This is a genomic window from Bradyrhizobium sp. AUGA SZCCT0283, from assembly GCF_018130385.1.
Taxonomy (GTDB): Bacteria; Pseudomonadota; Alphaproteobacteria; order Rhizobiales; family Xanthobacteraceae; genus Bradyrhizobium.
Map to the genome: position 1 here is coordinate 500,698 of NZ_JAFCLU010000001.1, position 16,237 is coordinate 516,934.

Consider the following 16,237-nt stretch of genomic DNA (forward strand, 5'->3'; position numbering starts at 1 on the left):
AAAGAAAAATGACCCCCACCCATCGAACGCAAGCCGCGCGCTCTTTTGGATGAGGGTCATGATCGAAAGCCCGCTTACGCCGACTTCTTGTTGTTCTTGTCGTCGTCGACCTCGGTGAACTCCGCGTCGACCACGTCATCCTTGGCAGCATCCTTCTTGGCGTCCGCCTCGGCCTGCTGCTTGTACATGGCCTCGCCGAGCTTCATCGAGGCCTGCGCTAGCGTGTTGGTCTTGGCCTTGATGGCCTCGGCATCGTCGCCCTTCAGCGCTTCCTTCAAATCGCTGACGGCGTCCTCGATGGCGCGGCGCTCGCTTTCCTCGACCTTCGAACCGTGCTCGGCCAGCGCCTTCTCGGTGGAATGCACCAGCGCGTCGGCATGGTTCTTGGCGTCGACCGCCTCGCGGCGCTTCTTGTCCTCGGCCGCATTGGCTTCGGCGTCCTTGACCATCTTCTGGATGTCGGCTTCCGAGAGGCCGCCGGAGGCCTGGATCCGGATCTGCTGCTCCTTGCCGGTCGCCTTGTCCTTGGCGGAGACATTGACGATGCCGTTGGCGTCGATGTCGAAGGTGACCTCGATCTGCGGCATGCCGCGCGGCGATGGCGGAATGCCCATCAGGTCGAACTGGCCGAGTACCTTGTTGTCGGCAGCCATTTCGCGCTCGCCCTGGAAGACGCGGATGGTGACGGCGTTCTGGTTATCCTCGGCGGTCGAGAACACCTGGCTCTTTTTGGTCGGGATCGTGGTGTTGCGGTCGATGATGCGGGTGAACACGCCGCCCAGCGTCTCGATGCCGAGCGAAAGCGGGGTCACGTCGAGCAGCAGCACGTCCTTGACGTCGCCCTGCAGCACGCCGGCCTGGATCGCCGCACCGATGGCGACGACTTCGTCCGGATTGACGCCCTTATGCGGCTCCTTGCCGAACAGCTGCTTCACGACTTCCTGAACCTTCGGCATGCGGGTCATGCCGCCGACCAGCACCACTTCGCCGATTTCGGCGGCGGTGAGGCCTGCGTCCTTCAGCGCCTTGCGGCAGGGCTCAATGGTCTTCTGGATGAGATCGTCGACCAGGGCCTCGAACTTGGCGCGGGTCAGCTTCATCGTCAGATGCTTCGGCCCGGTCTGGTCGGCCGTGATGAAGGGCAGGTTGATTTCGGTCTGCGTGGTCGAGGACAACTCGATCTTGGCCTTTTCGGCGGCCTCTTTCAGGCGCTGCAAGGCAAGCTTGTCGTTGCGCAGGTTGATGCCCTGCTCCTTCTGGAACTCATCGGCCAGATAGCTGACGAGCCGCATGTCGAAATCTTCACCGCCGAGGAAGGTGTCGCCGTTGGTCGACTTCACCTCGAACACGCCGTCGCCGATTTCAAGAATGGAGACGTCGAAGGTGCCGCCGCCGAGGTCGTACACCGCGATGGTACCGGATTTCGATTTGTCGAGACCGTAGGCGAGCGCTGCCGCCGTCGGCTCGTTGATGATGCGCAGCACTTCGAGGCCGGCGATCTTGCCGGCGTCCTTGGTGGCCTGACGCTGCGCGTCGTTGAAGTAGGCGGGAACGGTGATGACGGCCTGCTCGACCTTCTGGCCGAGATGGGCTTCCGCGGTCTCCTTCATCTTCTGCAGGATGAAGGCGGAGACCTGCGAGGGCGAATAGGTCTTGCCGTCGGCTTCGACCCAGGCGTCGCCGTTCGATGCCTTGACGATCTTGTAGGGGACGAGCTTCTTGTCCTTCTCGACCATCGGGTCGTCGTAGCGGCGGCCGATCAGGCGCTTCACCGCAAAGAACGTACGCTCGGGATTGGTCACCGCCTGACGCTTGGCGGGCTGGCCGACGAGGCGCTCGCCGTCATCGGTGACGGCAACGATCGAAGGCGTCGTGCGCATGCCTTCCGCGTTCTCGATGACTTTCGCAGTCTTGCCATCCATTACGGCGACGCACGAATTCGTGGTGCCGAGATCGATCCCAATGACCTTTCCCATGGTCCTCATATCCTTCTTGTTGCGGCAGGTTGGCTGGGCCCTGGACGGCGCACCTAACCGAACCCCCAACGATCAAATACTCGCGATATTGCGACGGTGAGCCTCATATAGGAGGGGGGGTCGGGCCTGCAAGGACCGAGCGCAAGCTTAGGGCCTGAAAAGGCTGACGTTTGAAAGATTGTGTCAGGCCGGGGCGGCGGCGCATCAGTGCCTGGAGCGGCGTTAAGAAATCGGCAAGGCCGCGGATCGCAGGCCGCTGCCCTCTCGCCGCCGGAGCGCTGCGCAGCACTGCGGCTCCCTCCCCATCGAAGGCCCGGCCGCCGTGGGAAGGGACGCGGTATTTGGCCGCTGGAAGCGCCTCAAAAAGAGCCCGGATACCGGGCAGAATCCCGCAAAATGGCCGACATATCGGACCGTAACGGTGGAACGGACCCCTACCCTGCCCTGTTGCAGGGACATCAAAACCGCTAAAAGCGGGCCGACTGGAACGACCCCTGTCGTGCCCCAAGGCTCCAAGATTCCACCAGAGATTCCTAGCTGCATCGTCGGACCACTGAACGGCCCCATGCAAACCCGGTAGATCCTCCATGAAGCTACTTCGATACTTCGCTGCGGTTGCCCTGATTGTTTCCGCCAATTCTACCGTGTTTTCTTCTGCGTTCGCCGCCGACCCGGTCTTCCCGCCGGGCGCCAGGGTGGGCATGACGCCCCTGGTCGGCCTCAACAAGGCCAGAACATTCATCGGCTTCGAGACCGAGGATCAGGGGGTCAAGGTCCTGATCGCTGACCTCCCCGCCGAGGCCTATGGCGAGGTCTCCAATGCCTTCAAGGCCAACCCGGGCGGCACCGGCGGCATCAAGCCGGAGAGCATCGAGACCGCGGCCGGGCTCGCCTACTACACCGTCGAAAACGCCAAGGACGGCGCCACCAATGTGCGCCGCTATTCGATGATCCTGCCCGGCCCCACCTTCTCCGGCTATGTCGCCGTGCAGGTGCCCGAAAACGCTTCCAGGATCTATACCGACGACGCCATCCGCCAGATGTTCGCTTCCGCCGTGATCCGCAACGAGGTCCCAGTCGAGGAGCAGCTCGGGCTGATGCCGTTCAAGATCAGCGAGCTCTCCAGCTTCAAGAACATCCGCACGCTGGCGCCGGGCGCAGCCCTCATTCTCTCCGACGGGGACGAAAAGACCGGCTTCGAAGCCGCGCCCTTCATGATCATCGGCCTGATCGGCTCGACGGCGGCTTCGCCGGACGATCGCGGCCGCTTCGCCCAGCAGATCGCGACCACCATCCCCGGCGTGCGCGACGGCAGGATCACGATGTCGGAGCCGGTCCGCATCGATGGCCAGCCCGGCTACGAGACCCGGATCGACGCCACCAGCGGCAAGAACAATACGCCGGTCACCATCGTGCAATGGCTGCGGTTCGGCGCCCAGACCTCGATGCGCATCATCGGCTCTTCGCCGCGCGACGACTGGACCAAGGCCTTTCCACGCTTCCGCGCGGTGCGCGACGGAATTCATCCGCGTGGCTGATCCGGAAATTTGCAGGGCGCGCCGAATTTTCGGGCTTTCGTTCGTACACAAATGGAACTAGCTTTTCCGCGTCGGGTTTCAACAACCGGGGAGAAGCATCATGTTTACTCGCAGGCTGGTTCTGACAGGTCTCGGCGCGACGTCCGTCGCTGCCCTCGTCCCAGGCGCGCTCTGGGCCGCGCCGATCAAGCCCGATGACGCTTCCGCGCTGCTCGTCATCGACGTGCAAAACTGTTTCCTTCCCGGCGGCAGCCTCGCGGTCAAGGACGGCGAGCAGGTCGTTCCAATCATCAACCGCATCGCCAAGGGCTTTGCCAATGTCGTGATAACACAGGACTGGCACACCGCGGACCATGTCTCGTTCGCGACATCGCATTCCGGCAAGAAGCCGTTCGAGACGGTCAGCCTGCCCTACGGCAAGCAGGTGCTGTGGCCCGATCACTGTGTGCAGGGGACCGAAGGCGCGTCGCTGTCGAAGGACCTGGCGATCCCGCATGCCGGGCTCGTCATCCGCAAGGGTTTCAACAAGAACGTGGACAGCTATTCGGCCTTCACCGAGGCCGACGGCAAGACCACGACGGGGCTCGCCGCCTACCTGAAGGCACGCAAGGTGAAGCGGGTGTTCCTCGCCGGCCTCGCCACCGACTACTGCGTGGCATGGAGCGCGCTCGACGCGCGCAAAGCGGGCTTTGAAACCTATGTCATCGAGGACGCTTGCCGCGGCATCGACTTGCAGGGTTCGCTCGCCAAGGCCTGGGCCGACATGACCAAAGCCGGCGTCAAGCGCATCCAGTCGAGCGATATCGCGGCTTAACGCCGTATCCTCTTGCAGAGGTCCGGGATGTCCGACCTGACGGCTCCGTCCGCGTTCGAGTTGGCCCGTCGTGCGCCGTCACAGCGCACGGCGGGGCTTATTTCGGGCATGACCGGTTACCGTGAAACAGCGCATGGCCGGTTTTCCCAGCGCGAAACCGCATCGCTGGTGGCACCCCTGATCATCAGCTTCGGAACGCCGTTCCTGATCGCGCTCGGGCGCCAGCCCGATGCCGCCGACCGCCAGCCGAGCTTCGCCGCCGGGCTTTACGCCGGCCCGGTCCTGATCGAGTCCGACGGCGGCGCCGAATGCGTGCAGGTGGATTTCACGCCGCTGGGTGCCTACCGCTTCTTTGGCAACGCCGTCGTCGATCTCGCCGCGCGCATGGTCGAGATCGGCGACGTGCTGGGCCGCGAAGGCCGGCAACTGCGCGAGCGGCTTGGTGCGACTTCCGGTTGGCAAAACCGTTTCGATCTGGTCGAGGATTTTGTTGCTGATCGCGCCAACCACCTGCCGTCGCCCGAGATCGAATTCGCCTATCGAAGATTGGCGCGCACGGCGGGTGGAGCGCGGATCACCGCGCTCGCGAAAGAGATAGGCTGGAGCCGCAAGCACCTGGTGAACCGTTTTCGATCCGAACTCGGTCTCGCGCCGAAGCCGGTTGCCCGGATCATGCGTTTCCATCGCGCCTGTCGGCTTGCACAAACAGGAGAAGCGCGCGGCTGGGCCGGGGTTGCGGCCGAGAGCGGTTATGCCGACCAGGCGCATCTCGCCCGCGAATTTTCAACTCTTGCCGGCGAGCCGCCAACGGCCTGGGCCCGCCGGCTGGCGCTGACCGACAGCCGCCTGATACGCCCGCTGGACGCCTAGTTTGATCTGGTAAAAAATCTTCAAGCCGACGCGGCCGCGCTCGCCCATATTGGCGGGGCAGCTCTCAGCAAGGAGGTTTGCTGTGACCCATCAAAATGAGACCGAAGCGCCGCGCATCTATCCGACGATGCGCTGCCGGGATACCGAGGCCATGATCGGCTGGCTGAAGGAAGTGGTCGGCTTCACCGAGCGCGTCGTCTACCGCAACGGCGACACGGTACACCATGCCGAACTTGCCTACGGCCCCTCGCTGCTGATGCTCGGCCAATGCCACGATGACGAATACGGCAAACTTGTCGGCGACATCGGCGGTCGCCGCACGGATGCGCTCTACGTCGCCGTCGACGATCCGGACGGGCTGCACGCCAGGGTCAAGGCATCAGGCGCCAGGATCGAGATGGCGCTGCACGACACGGATTATGGCAGCCGCGACTTCGCCTGCCGGGATCCGGAAGGCAATCTCTGGAGCTTTGGCACGTACCGGCCGAAGGCGGACGAGAAGCCATAGAGCGTTTTCGAAGCCGGCTCAGCTCGCGACGTCGGTCGCCGGCGCGGCCTTCGCGCCGCCCTTGGAAACGGCGACCAGCGCCGGGCGCAGCACGCGCTCGCCAATCATGAAGCCGGCCTGCACGACCTGGACCACCGTCCCGGACGGAACGGACGGATCGGGCACTTCGTACATCGCCTGCTGGAAATTGGGATCGAACTTTTCGCCCGACGGATCGAACTTCTTGACGCCGTTCTTCTCCAGCGTGTTGAGCAGCGAACGCTCGGTCAGTTCCACGCCCTCGATGAAGGCCTTGATGCCGGGATCGGCGGTCTCCCGGGCTTCGGGTGGAATGGCGTCGAGCGCGCGCTGCAGATTATCGGCGATATCGAGAATGTCGCGCGCGAAACCGGTGATGCCGTACATCTTGGAATCGGCCACCTCACGCCTGGTGCGCTGGCGCAGGTTTTCCATTTCCGCCAGCGTGCGCAGCATCTTGTCCCGCGACTCGGCCAGTTCCCTGGTCAGCGCCTCATTCGATCCTTCCTCGGGATCGTCGGGCATGATGTAGGGTTTTGAGACCACGGGCTCGCCGGTCTGGGCCGGGTTCACCGCATCATCATTCGGCCGGTTGGGATCGGTCATAAGACTGCCTTCTCAAAAAACGGATCTGGTTCGATGGGGATTTGCTGCCGGGGATATCGTGCTTTAGGGGCCGAAAATCAAGCTTTCCATAGCGTTTTCGAGCGAAGTGGGTACCGGTTCGCATAGCAATCAAGCTTGCGCAGATTGCGTAGACTTATCTGCGGTAGAAAACGCGTCAAAACAAGAACGTCCGGGATTGGGGCCCTATTCGGGCCGATCAGCCGCCCAGCAGGCGGCTGACGATCCGGGCGGCGTAGTCCACCGTCGGGATGACCCGGGCGTAGTTCAGCCGCGTCGGCCCGATCACGCCGAGAACGCCGACAATGCTGCCGGTAGCATCGCTGTAAGGCGCGATGATGGTGGAGGAACCGGACAGCGAAAACAGCTTGTTCTCCGATCCGATGAAAATCCGCACCCCTTCGGCGCGCTCGGCCCGGCCCAACAGATCGATCACGCCGCGCTTGGTCTCGAGATCGTCGAACAACGACTTGACGCGTTCGAGATCCTCCAGCGCGTGCAGGTCTTCGAGCAAATTGGCATGGCCGCGCACGATCAATTGCCGGTCCTCGTGTTCGCCGCCGGACCAGCTCGCGATGCCGGCCGCAATCACCTTCTGTGTCAATTGATCGAGTTCGGCGCGGCTCTGCGACAGCGCGGTTTCGAGTTCAAGCCGCGCTTCCGCAAGCGTCCGCCCGCGAATCCGCGAATTGAGGAAGTTGGTCGCTTCGGTCAGTGCGGACGAGGGAACGCCGGGCGGCAGCGCCAGCACGCGGTTTTCGACCTGGCCGTCTTCGCCGACCAGCACCACCAGCGCGCGCTCCGGCTCGAGCCGGACGAATTCGATGTGTTTGAGCCGCGAATTGGATTTGGCGGTCAGCACCACGGCCGCGGCCCGGGTCAGGCCGGAGAGCCGCGTCAGCGCCTCGCCGAGCGCCGCCTCGACCGATTGCGCGCGTCCGACGGAGGCAAGCTGGTTCTGGATCGATTCCCGCTCGGGTTCGGTGAGGTCGCCGACCTGCATCAGGGCGTCGACGAAGAAACGCAGGCCGAGTTCGGTCGGAAGCCGGCCTGCCGAGGTATGCGGCGCATAGATCAGGCCAAGCGCTTCGAGGTCCGACATCACGTTGCGGACGGAAGCCGGCGACAGCGGCACCGCGATCAGGCGGGAGATATTGCGCGAGCCGACAGGTTCGCCGGTCGCGAGATAGCTCTCGACGATTTGACGAAAAATGTCGCGCGAGCGCTCGTTGAGCTGGGCGAGCCCGGCATGCGGCGCGATCAGGCCAATCGGATCGTGGTGGGCCACGGCTTAACTCCTTGGACAGCCCCTAACTTGTCGCTCCGGCGGGCCAATGACAAGCGTCCCTTTCCCTCCAAACAGGGCCAAAAGCCCTTGCCGCTGCGCACGCCCCCACCTACAAGCACCGCAAACGAATTTCGCTCGATTTCGAAAGGATTTCCCATGCGGCCAAGCCGCCGTGCGCCCGATGAGCTGCGCCCCGTGTCGCTGGAACGCGGCGTGGTCAAATATGCCGAAGGTTCCTGCATGGTGAAATTCGGCGACACCCATGTGCTGGTCACGGCAACGCTGGAAGAACGGCTGCCGCCCTGGCTGAAGGGCCAGGGGCGCGGCTGGGTCACCGCCGAATACGGCATGCTGCCGCGGGCCACGCTGGAACGCACCCGCCGCGAGGCCGCCGCCGGCAAGCAGGGCGGCCGCACCGTCGAGATCCAGCGGCTGATCGGCCGCTCGCTGCGCGCAGCCGTCGACCTCGAAGCGCTCGGCGAGCGCCAGATTACCGTCGATTGCGACGTGATCCAGGCCGATGGCGGCACCCGCACCGCTTCGATCACCGGCGCCTGGGTGGCGCTGGCCGACTGCATCTCGTGGATGAAGACCCGCAACATGCTGAAGACCAATGTGCTGCGCGACAATGTCGCCGCGATCTCCTGCGGCATCTACAACGGCACGCCGGTGCTCGACCTCGATTATGCCGAGGATTCCCAGGCCGAGACCGACGCCAATTTCGTCATGACCGGCGACGGCCGCATCATCGAGGTGCAGGGCACTGCCGAAAAGACGCCGTTCTCGCAAGACGAGTTCCTCGCGCTGATGGAACTGGCGCGCAAGGGTGTCGCGCGTCTGGTGGACTTGCAGAAGATGGCCGTCGCGTAGTCTGATCGCACATGCACCGTCGAATCACCGGCGCCCTCGTGATCGCGACCCACAATCCCGGCAAGCTCGCCGAGATGCGGGAATTGCTGGCGCCGCATGGCGTCGAGGCCGTTTCCGCGGGCGAGCTGGGCCTCGGCGAACCGGAGGAAAGCGGCCAGACGTTTCGCGCCAATGCGGCGATCAAGGCGATCGCGGCGGCGAAGGCGGCGCAGCTGCCGGCCTTTGCCGACGATTCCGGCCTTGTGGTCGATGCGCTGGATGGCGCTCCCGGCATTTACTCGGCGCGCTGGGCCGGAGAGGGCAAGGATTTCATGACGGCGATGGCGCGGATCGAGCGCCTGCTGCAGGAGCGCGGCGCCGCCACGCCCGACAAGCGCAAGGCGCATTTCGTCTCGGCCCTGTGCGTCGCCTGGCCCGACGGTCATCTGGAAGAGGTCGAGGCCCGCGCCGATGGAACTTTGGTCTGGCCGCCGCGCGGCACCGCCGGTTTCGGCTATGATCCGGCGTTCCTGCCCGATGGGCACGTCAGGACCTTTGGCGAGATGACCTCGATCGAGAAACACGGCCTGCCGCCGCTCGGCCTCGGCCTGTCGCACCGGGCGCGTGCCTTCGTCAAACTGGCGGAGATTTGTCTTGGCTAGCGCCGAACGCCACTACCCGAAGCAAGCCGCCTTCGGCGTCTACGTGCACTGGCCATTCTGCCTGTCGAAATGCCCGTATTGCGATTTCAACAGCCACGTCCGCCACGCGCCGATCGACGAGGAGAGATTTGCCCGTGCGTTTGCGCGCGAGATCGAAACCACAGCGGCGCGCGCGCCGGGACGCACCGTCACGTCGATCTTTCTCGGCGGCGGCACGCCGTCGCTGATGCAGCCGCAAACCGTAGGCTCCATCCTGGATTCGATCGGCAAGCATTGGCACGTCGCCGACAATGTCGAGGTCACGCTGGAGGCCAATCCGACCAGCGTGGAAGCGACCCGGTTTCGCGGCTATCGCTCAGCCGGCGTCAACCGTGTCTCGCTCGGCGTGCAGGCGCTCGATGACGCCTCGCTGAAGGCGCTCGGACGATTGCACACCGCGCGCGAAGCACTGGACGCGGTCGCGATCGCGCGCAGCGCGTTCGACCGCTACTCGTTCGACCTGATCTACGCCCGTCCCGACCAGACGCCAAAGATGTGGGCGGACGAATTGAAGCTCGCGATTTCGGAAGCCGCCGAACATCTCTCGCTCTACCAGCTCACGATCGAGGAAGGCACGCCGTTCTTCGGCCTGCACGCGGCGGGCAATCTGAAAACGCCGGACGAGGCGGTTGCCCGCGCGCTCTACGATGTGACGCAGGAAGTCTGCGCGCATCACGGCTTGCCGGCCTACGAGATTTCCAACCACGCCCGCGCAGGCGCCGAATGCCAGCACAATCTGGTCTACTGGCGCGGCGATGAATATGCCGGCATCGGCCCGGGCGCGCATGGCCGCCTCGACATCGACGGTATCAGGCACGCGATCGCGACCGAAAAACGTCCTGAGGCCTGGCTGATGCGCGTCGAGGCCAATGGCCACGGCGTCATCACAGACGATTTTCTCAACAGCGAAGAGCGCGCCGACGAATTCCTGCTGATGGGATTGCGGCTCGCCGAGGGCATCGACCCCAAACGCTATGCGGCCTTGTCCGGCCGCGCGCTCGACCCGAGCCGGATCGCCGTGCTCCGCGAGGAAGGCGCCATCATCGTCGACGCCGACGGCAGGCTGCGCGTGACGCAGGCCGGATTCCCGGTGCTGGATGCGGTCGTGGCGGACCTCGCGGCGTGAAGGCTGTCGTTCCTGCGAAAGCAGAAACCCATAACCACCGACGTTGATTGCGGCTCGTCGGGAAACCTACGCCCCAAAGCTCTTCGGCGATCCCGCAACCGGCGTGCTGCCGCCGCTGGCGACCTTCATCACCGCAAGGCCGCGCTCGTTGGAGCCATCGGAGCGGAACCGGAACAGGCCGTCGATGCCGGCAAAGCCCGACGGGTTGGTCAGCGTCTCCGGCGCAAAACGTTGGGCGCCCTGCTTCGACAGCGCGGCGACGAGCGCGACCGCGTCATAGGCCAGCGTTGCGGTGCGCACGGGATCGGCGCCGTATTTGGCGCGGTAGCGGCCGGAGAAGGCGCGGAAACCCGACGGATCCGGCGCGGCATAGAGCCCGCCCTGCAGCACGGGGCTCGCATAGACGCGCGGATTGTCCCACAGGCCGGTACCGAGCAACTGGATGTTGCGCAAATTCGCGCCCGCCGCGGTCAAGGCATCCGCCGCCGCCACGACCGATTCGCCGTCGTCGGCGATGAACAGCGCGTCCGCCGAGCCCAGCGATTGCGCCACCGTCCGCGCCGCCGCGGAACGGTCGGAGGCATATTTCTCAAAGGCGACGATACGTCCCTTGCGGCCGACCGCCTGCTTGAAGGCTGCCTCCACCACATTGCCATAGGCGTTGTCGGGCAATAGCGCCGCGAAAGATTTCTTTCCGATGCTGGCGGAGTAATCGACGATCCGGTTGACGTCGGATTCGGGCAGGAAGCTGAGCAGATAGACGCCGCGTCCGGCCACGCTTGAGTCGGTCGAGAACGCGATCACCGAAACGCCCCGTGCGCGCGTCAGTTGCGCGGTCGCCGGCACCGAGGCCGCAAACAACGGACCCAGAATGATTTCCGCGCCTTCGCCGAGTGCCTCCTGGGTGACTTGTTGCGCGCCTTGCGGACTGCCGCCGTCGTCCTTGATCAGAAGCTGGATGTTGGGATTCTGGAATTCCGCCAGCGCCATCTCGGCCGCGCTCTTCATCGATTGCGCGGCGACGCCGGCATTGCCGGCGGCCGAGAGCGGCAGGATCAGGCCGACCTTGACCTGCCCGTTGCCGACCGCGAGCGGCTGCTGCTGCGGACCAGCCGGTCCCTCGGGCTGGGACGGGCCAAACGGGTTGGAAATCTGGGTGCCGGAGCAGGCGCCAAGCAGGGGCGCGCCGAGAATAAGGCCAACTGCCGCCCGCCGGGTTGGTCCTGACGGCCGAGGATCCGGAGATCCGGGCTTGCGATTGAGCGGGCCTACCATCTTGTCTCTTCTCTTGACCGACCGCCGTCGGCCAGGATTCCGGCTTTCTGAGCCGAGGCACCTGAACCGCTACTGAACCCAAATGCGGGATTCTGCAATATTGTCGAGAATTAGTTAACCAAAACAAAAGGATTACGGCACCGCCGCAGGTCGCCGGGAACTTCGGTCTTGCCGCCATCGCGCCGGATATAGCGCTTGCACCAAGACCCCTTTAGATTGGCATTATGCGCGCAAAACCCAGTTCGAACTACGGGTCTGATACCGAGCCGGGTTCGGCCAACAGAACATTTTTGATTCAGGGCCACGTCCTGAATGCCCCGAAGCCGGTTCCCGGCCTCTATCTGGTAGCGACCCCGATCGGCCATCTCGGCGACATTACCCTGCGCGCGCTGGAGACACTGGCCGGCGTCGACATCATCGCCTGCGAGGACACCCGCATCACCCGCCGCCTGACCGAGCGCTATGCGATCTCGGCGGAGCTCAAGCCGTATCACGAACATAACGCGGCGATGGCGCGGCCGAAAATCCTGGAAAAGCTGGCGCAGGGCGCCTCGATTGCCCTGGTGTCGGATGCCGGCACGCCCTTGATATCAGACCCCGGCTTCAAGCTGGTGCGCGAGGTCTGCGCCGCCGGCCACGCCGTGATCGCGGTGCCGGGCGCCTCCGCGGTGCTGACGGCGCTTTCGGTCGCAGCCCTCCCCACCGACCGGTTTTTCTTCGAAGGATTCTTGCCGGCCAGGCAAGTCGCGCGGCGGACGCGGCTCGCTGAACTTGCCCGGATCGACGCCACGCTGGTGATGTTCGAATCCGGCAACCGCGTGCAGGATACGCTGGCCGATCTTTCTGACATCATGGGCGGGCGCGACGCCGCGATCTGCCGCGAACTCACAAAACTGCACGAGGACATCACGCGCGCGCCAGTCACGGAGCTGGCGAAGGCCGCCGGCACGCTGGAAACCCGCGGCGAGTTCGTGCTCGTCGTCGGCCCGCCCCGCGCCGAGGAAGGGGTCATGACGCAGCACGATCTCGACGACCTTCTGCGAGCCTCGCTGGCACGCGACAGCGTCAAGGACAGCGTGGCGCATGCGGTCGAGCTTTCCGGGCGGCCGCGCCGCGAAGTCTATGCCCGCGCGCTGGAGCTCGCAAAAGAAGCCAGAGGCGGGCATGGCGAAGACTGACGGCACGTCGCCGCCGGACGCTGCGGCAAAGCCCGCCGCGCCCGAGCGGATCGCGGCCTTCCGCACCGGACTTTCGGCCGAAAGCCGCGCCGCCGCCTTTCTGATGGCCAAGGGCTACCGCATCCTCGCCAAACGCTTCCGCACCCCCTATGGCGAGATCGACCTGGTGGCGAGGAAGCGCAATCTGGTCGCCTTCATCGAGGTCAAGGCCAGAGCCAGCCTCGATGATGCCGCCTATGCCGTCACGCCGCGCCAGCAGGCCCGCATCATCGACGCCGCTCAAGGGTGGTTGATGGCGCATCCCGAGCATGCCGAATTTGAGCTCCGTTTTGACGCCATCCTGATTGCGCCGCGGCGTCTGCCACGCCATCTGTTAGCGGCATTCGACGCCAGCGTATAAGGCTCTTGTTTTGGACGCGTTTTCTTAACGCGAACCGGTACCCACTTCGCTTGAAAACGCTATAACCCCTCCAGAGACCCGGACCCCCAATATGAAACTGAATGTCGCCGTCCAGATGGACCCTATCGCGCGTATCAACATCCGCGGCGATTCGACCTTTGCCCTGATGCTGGAAGCGCAAAGGCGCGGCCATGGACTTTCCTATTTCACGCCGGACCAGCTGTCGCTGCGCGGCGAGGAGTTGGTGGCGCCGGTGCAGGCGATCACCGTGCGCGACGAGGCCGGCAATCATTTCACTCTCGGTGAGCCCAAGCGCCAGGCGCTGAACGACTTCGACGTCATCCTGTTGCGGCAAGAGCCGCCGTTCGATATCGCCTACATCACCTCGACGCATTTGCTGGAACGCATCCATCCCAGGACGCTGGTCGTCAACGATCCTGCCAGCGTGCGCAACGCGCCGGAAAAGATGTTCGTGCTGAACTTTCCGCAGCTGATGCCGCCGACGCTGATCTCACGCGATCTCGACGAAATCAATTCGTTCCGCGACGAGCATGGCGCGGTCGTCATGAAGCCGCTGCATGGCCATGGCGGCGCGGCGGTGTTTCGGGTGATGCCGCAGGACATGAATTTCGGCTCGCTGTTCGACATGTTCTCGGTCACCTTCCGCGAGCCCTGGGTGATCCAGCGCTTCCTCCCCGAAGTGAAGAACGGCGACAAGCGCATCATCCTGGTCGACGGCGAATTCGCCGGCGCCGTCAACCGTGTGCCGGCCCCGGACGATCTGCGCTCCAACATGGTTCGCGGCGGTGCAGCACAGGCCACCGACCTCTCCGCGCGCGAACGCGAGATTTGCGACACGCTCGGTCCCGCGCTGCGCGAACGCGGCCTGCTGTTCGTCGGCATCGACGTGATCGACGGCAACCTCACCGAGATCAACGTGACCTGCCCGACCGGCATCCGCGCGATTGCGCGGCTCGGCGGGCCGGATGTGGCGGCAAAAATCTGGGACACCATCGAGGCGAAGCGCGTCGGGAAGTAGTTTCAGTCCCGAAACGATAGCCGGAAGCGCAGGCGGGAGATCGAGATGGATGATCGCACCGTGCGGGCAGCGTTGCAGCGCCACTGGGATGCTTCGGACGCGAGCGATTTCAAGGTCGAACATGAAATCTACCGCGAGGATGCCGTGCTTGATTATCCGCAATCGGGCGAGCGGATCCGCGGCCGGCACAACATTCAGGAGAGCCGATCGGTCCAGCCAAACAACAAGCGTTTTGCGGTCCGGCGAATGATCGGCAGCGGCGATCTCTGGGTCACTGAATTCGTACTTACCTATGACGGCATACCATCTTACGCGGTGAGCATCATGGAGTTCCGCGACGGACTGGTGGCCAACGAAACGCAATATTTCGCCGATCGGTTTGACCCTGCACCCTCGCGTGCGCATCTTGTTGAGCGAGCAGGTGAATAACATCCTGCCGACTGAACCGGACCGAACAGGAGAGCCGCCGCGCCGTTAGGCTGTGCCGCCGGCAGTGCCGGCGGGATTCAAGGGCGCTATCGCCATGCGATCCAATATTCTACCATCATGCAGCCATTCTTTGGACAAGACTGGACGGAGCGCCGGCGGATGGTCGACCGCCACCTTCGGATGACATTGGACGGAAAAGGGAAACGCCAATGAACTCCACACCTGGTCCGAAAGAAATTGAACCCCACGATGCCCTGACCGCGCGCGCGGATGAACGATTCGCGCACGCCCACGAACAGATCACGCGCGCGGATGAACAGCTCTCGCGTTTGAGTGAACAGCTTGCAAAACTGGAGCGCGATGCCGCGCGCCCGCCTCCGGCCGGACCTGGCCCGCAATCACCACTTGCGCAATCACCGCCTGGCAGGCCGGCGCTCGGGGTCCCCGCGGGCTTGCTGCTGGCGGCGGGCATCATTGTCGCTGCCCTGGTTTGGCAGTTGCCCTCTGGCGGCGGGGACCGCTGGGCGCCGCAGCTCGCTTCTGCTCCATCATTGCCGCCGGAAAATCCGCCGTTTGCCGCGCAGCCCGCTCCATCTGCCGTTCAAGTGGCCGCGGCGGAGGCAGCACCACCGCAAGCAACACCCCCACAAGCAACGCTCCTGGCTCAGACCGCACCGCAAGACGCCGCGCCGACGGCACCCGCAGCGCTTCCCGATCAGGCGCAGCTGCTGCAAACGATCGCGCGCGATCTCGCAAATCTGGAGCGAACCATCGAACAGCTCAAGGCGAACCAGCAGCAAATCGCCAGCGACAATTCAAAAGCCATTGCGGAGCTCAAGGCGAGCCAGGAAGAGATGAAACGCGTGCTCGCGAGGGCTTCCGAGCAGAACCCGCCCAAGACATCACAGCCTCCGCCTCCGACACAGCCGGCGCCGACCTTGCGCAAGCCCGAGCGGACGCTTGAGCGGCCGCAGGCGAGAGCGCGGCCTCGATTCCGAAGGGAGTGGATCTACGACGATTGGTAGCCGTCGATGCGGTGATCATCGCGCGTGTGGCACATTCGGCGTCCCACCGGGCTTTGTGTTCCACCGGCAACCGGCAATCGTCGGATGGCTCAACGTCAGGAAACGTCAGAAAAGCAGGTTGCCCCGAGATGCCGGCACGGGTGCCCTGACTGAACGGCGCCGTCGATCATGAGGGGCGGACGTTCGAATAGCGTTAGGGGTGGTCAGCGAACCATCGCTGCGCACGATCTCGGAAAAGCCCATTGACCGACCAACCGCCCGCCAAGCCGTCCGATCTGATTTACGAGGACACCGGGGCCGCGGCCCCGCTGGTCTATTTCGACATCGTCGGCGCTCACGGCACCATGAACGGTGCGGTCGAGGTCGAGCTGGCGACCCGCATTCTGGTGCCGAAGCCGGACGGATCGACCGAGGTCAAATTCATCTCCTCCGGCCGCCTGCGCTGCAGCGCGAACGCCGCCATCAATCTGCGCAATGGCCTCGATGCGGCATTGAAGATGCTGGAGCAGCCGCAGGGTAGCGCGGCGGCGATTGCGGCGGGGCAGCTGAATTGAGCGGCGGCCCTTGTTTCCGTAAGCT

The 16,237-nt window shown here is 64.4% G+C and carries 17 protein-coding genes; 13 read left to right on the forward strand and 4 right to left on the reverse strand.

Going from position 1 to position 16,237, the window contains the following annotated elements; translation table 11 throughout:
• Window positions 1-74: 74 nt before the first annotated feature.
• Window positions 75-1,976 carry a molecular chaperone DnaK gene (gene dnaK, locus JQ624_RS02375; RefSeq protein ID WP_212417209.1) on the reverse strand — a complete coding sequence of 634 codons (1,902 nt, stop codon included), beginning with the start codon at window positions 1,974-1,976 and terminating at the stop codon, window positions 75-77.
• A gap of 587 nt (window positions 1,977-2,563) precedes the next feature.
• On the opposite strand from dnaK, the gene JQ624_RS02380 reads away from it, so the two are divergent.
• From JQ624_RS02380 to JQ624_RS02395, 4 genes are all read left to right on the forward strand, one after another.
• The gene (locus JQ624_RS02380; protein WP_212417210.1) at window positions 2,564-3,514 is read left to right on the forward strand and encodes a hypothetical protein; all 951 of its coding nucleotides are present in this window, start codon (window positions 2,564-2,566) and stop codon (window positions 3,512-3,514) included.
• Window positions 3,515-3,614: 100 nt separating this feature from the next.
• Window positions 3,615-4,328 (forward strand): bifunctional nicotinamidase/pyrazinamidase, encoded by a 714-nt coding sequence (gene pncA / locus JQ624_RS02385; protein WP_212417211.1) that lies wholly within the window; start codon window positions 3,615-3,617, stop codon window positions 4,326-4,328.
• A 27-nt stretch (window positions 4,329-4,355) separates the two neighbouring features.
• Window positions 4,356-5,198 (forward strand): AraC family transcriptional regulator, encoded by an 843-nt coding sequence (locus JQ624_RS02390; RefSeq protein WP_212417212.1) that lies wholly within the window; start codon window positions 4,356-4,358, stop codon window positions 5,196-5,198.
• An 82-nt stretch (window positions 5,199-5,280) separates the two neighbouring features.
• Window positions 5,281-5,706, forward strand: a complete 426-nt coding sequence (locus JQ624_RS02395; RefSeq protein ID WP_312014369.1) for a VOC family protein — start codon at window positions 5,281-5,283, stop codon at window positions 5,704-5,706.
• 18 nt (window positions 5,707-5,724) lie between these two features.
• Here JQ624_RS02395 and grpE read toward each other — a convergent pair whose 3' ends face one another.
• Together grpE and hrcA are read right to left on the reverse strand one after the other, a co-directional pair.
• Window positions 5,725-6,330: a nucleotide exchange factor GrpE gene (gene grpE / locus JQ624_RS02400; protein WP_212417213.1), complete on the reverse strand. Its 606-nt coding sequence runs from the start codon at window positions 6,328-6,330 to the stop codon at window positions 5,725-5,727.
• A gap of 217 nt (window positions 6,331-6,547) precedes the next feature.
• On the reverse strand, window positions 6,548-7,636 hold the full coding sequence (gene hrcA / locus JQ624_RS02405) for a heat-inducible transcriptional repressor HrcA (protein WP_212417214.1): 1,089 nt from the start codon (window positions 7,634-7,636) through the stop codon (window positions 6,548-6,550).
• A gap of 156 nt (window positions 7,637-7,792) precedes the next feature.
• Between hrcA and rph the strand changes: the two genes are divergently transcribed.
• Genes rph through hemW form a run of 3 tightly spaced genes read left to right on the forward strand, consistent with a single transcriptional unit; the run spans window position 7,793 to window position 10,312 of the window.
• The gene (gene rph, locus JQ624_RS02410) at window positions 7,793-8,506 is read left to right on the forward strand and encodes a ribonuclease PH (protein ID WP_212417215.1); all 714 of its coding nucleotides are present in this window, start codon (window positions 7,793-7,795) and stop codon (window positions 8,504-8,506) included.
• Window positions 8,507-8,517: 11 nt separating this feature from the next.
• Window positions 8,518-9,147, forward strand: coding sequence for an RdgB/HAM1 family non-canonical purine NTP pyrophosphatase (gene rdgB / locus JQ624_RS02415; protein WP_212417216.1), 630 nt, complete (start codon window positions 8,518-8,520; stop codon window positions 9,145-9,147).
• Window positions 9,140-10,312: a radical SAM family heme chaperone HemW gene (gene hemW, locus JQ624_RS02420; RefSeq protein ID WP_212417217.1), complete on the forward strand. Its 1,173-nt coding sequence runs from the start codon at window positions 9,140-9,142 to the stop codon at window positions 10,310-10,312. Before rdgB ends, hemW begins: the two co-directional genes overlap by 8 nt.
• Window positions 10,313-10,378: 66 nt before the next feature.
• Here the strand turns inward: hemW and JQ624_RS02425 are convergent, their stop codons facing one another.
• A complete protein-coding gene (locus JQ624_RS02425) occupies window positions 10,379-11,587 on the reverse strand; it encodes a penicillin-binding protein activator (RefSeq protein ID WP_212417218.1) in 1,209 nt (402 codons plus the stop codon).
• Window positions 11,588-11,811: 224 nt separating this feature from the next.
• On the opposite strand from JQ624_RS02425, the gene rsmI reads away from it, so the two are divergent.
• The 6 genes from rsmI to JQ624_RS02455 all read left to right on the forward strand — a co-directional run bounded on the left by rsmI (window position 11,812) and on the right by JQ624_RS02455 (window position 16,212).
• Complete coding sequence (gene rsmI, locus JQ624_RS02430) at window positions 11,812-12,765, forward strand: 16S rRNA (cytidine(1402)-2'-O)-methyltransferase (protein WP_212417219.1); 954 nt, start codon at window positions 11,812-11,814, stop codon at window positions 12,763-12,765.
• Entirely contained in the window at window positions 12,752-13,165 is a 414-nt protein-coding gene (locus JQ624_RS02435; RefSeq protein ID WP_212417220.1) for a YraN family protein, read from the forward strand. Before rsmI ends, JQ624_RS02435 begins: the two co-directional genes overlap by 14 nt.
• 91 nt (window positions 13,166-13,256) lie before the next feature.
• On the forward strand, window positions 13,257-14,204 hold the full coding sequence (gene gshB / locus JQ624_RS02440; RefSeq protein WP_212417221.1) for a glutathione synthase: 948 nt from the start codon (window positions 13,257-13,259) through the stop codon (window positions 14,202-14,204).
• A 45-nt stretch (window positions 14,205-14,249) separates the two neighbouring features.
• Window positions 14,250-14,633 (forward strand): nuclear transport factor 2 family protein, encoded by a 384-nt coding sequence (locus JQ624_RS02445; protein WP_212417222.1) that lies wholly within the window; start codon window positions 14,250-14,252, stop codon window positions 14,631-14,633.
• A gap of 209 nt (window positions 14,634-14,842) precedes the next feature.
• Entirely contained in the window at window positions 14,843-15,658 is an 816-nt protein-coding gene (locus JQ624_RS02450) for a hypothetical protein (protein ID WP_212417223.1), read from the forward strand.
• 242 nt (window positions 15,659-15,900) lie between these two features.
• Window positions 15,901-16,212, forward strand: coding sequence for a hypothetical protein (locus JQ624_RS02455; RefSeq protein WP_212417224.1), 312 nt, complete (start codon window positions 15,901-15,903; stop codon window positions 16,210-16,212).
• Window positions 16,213-16,237 lie beyond the last annotated feature (25 nt).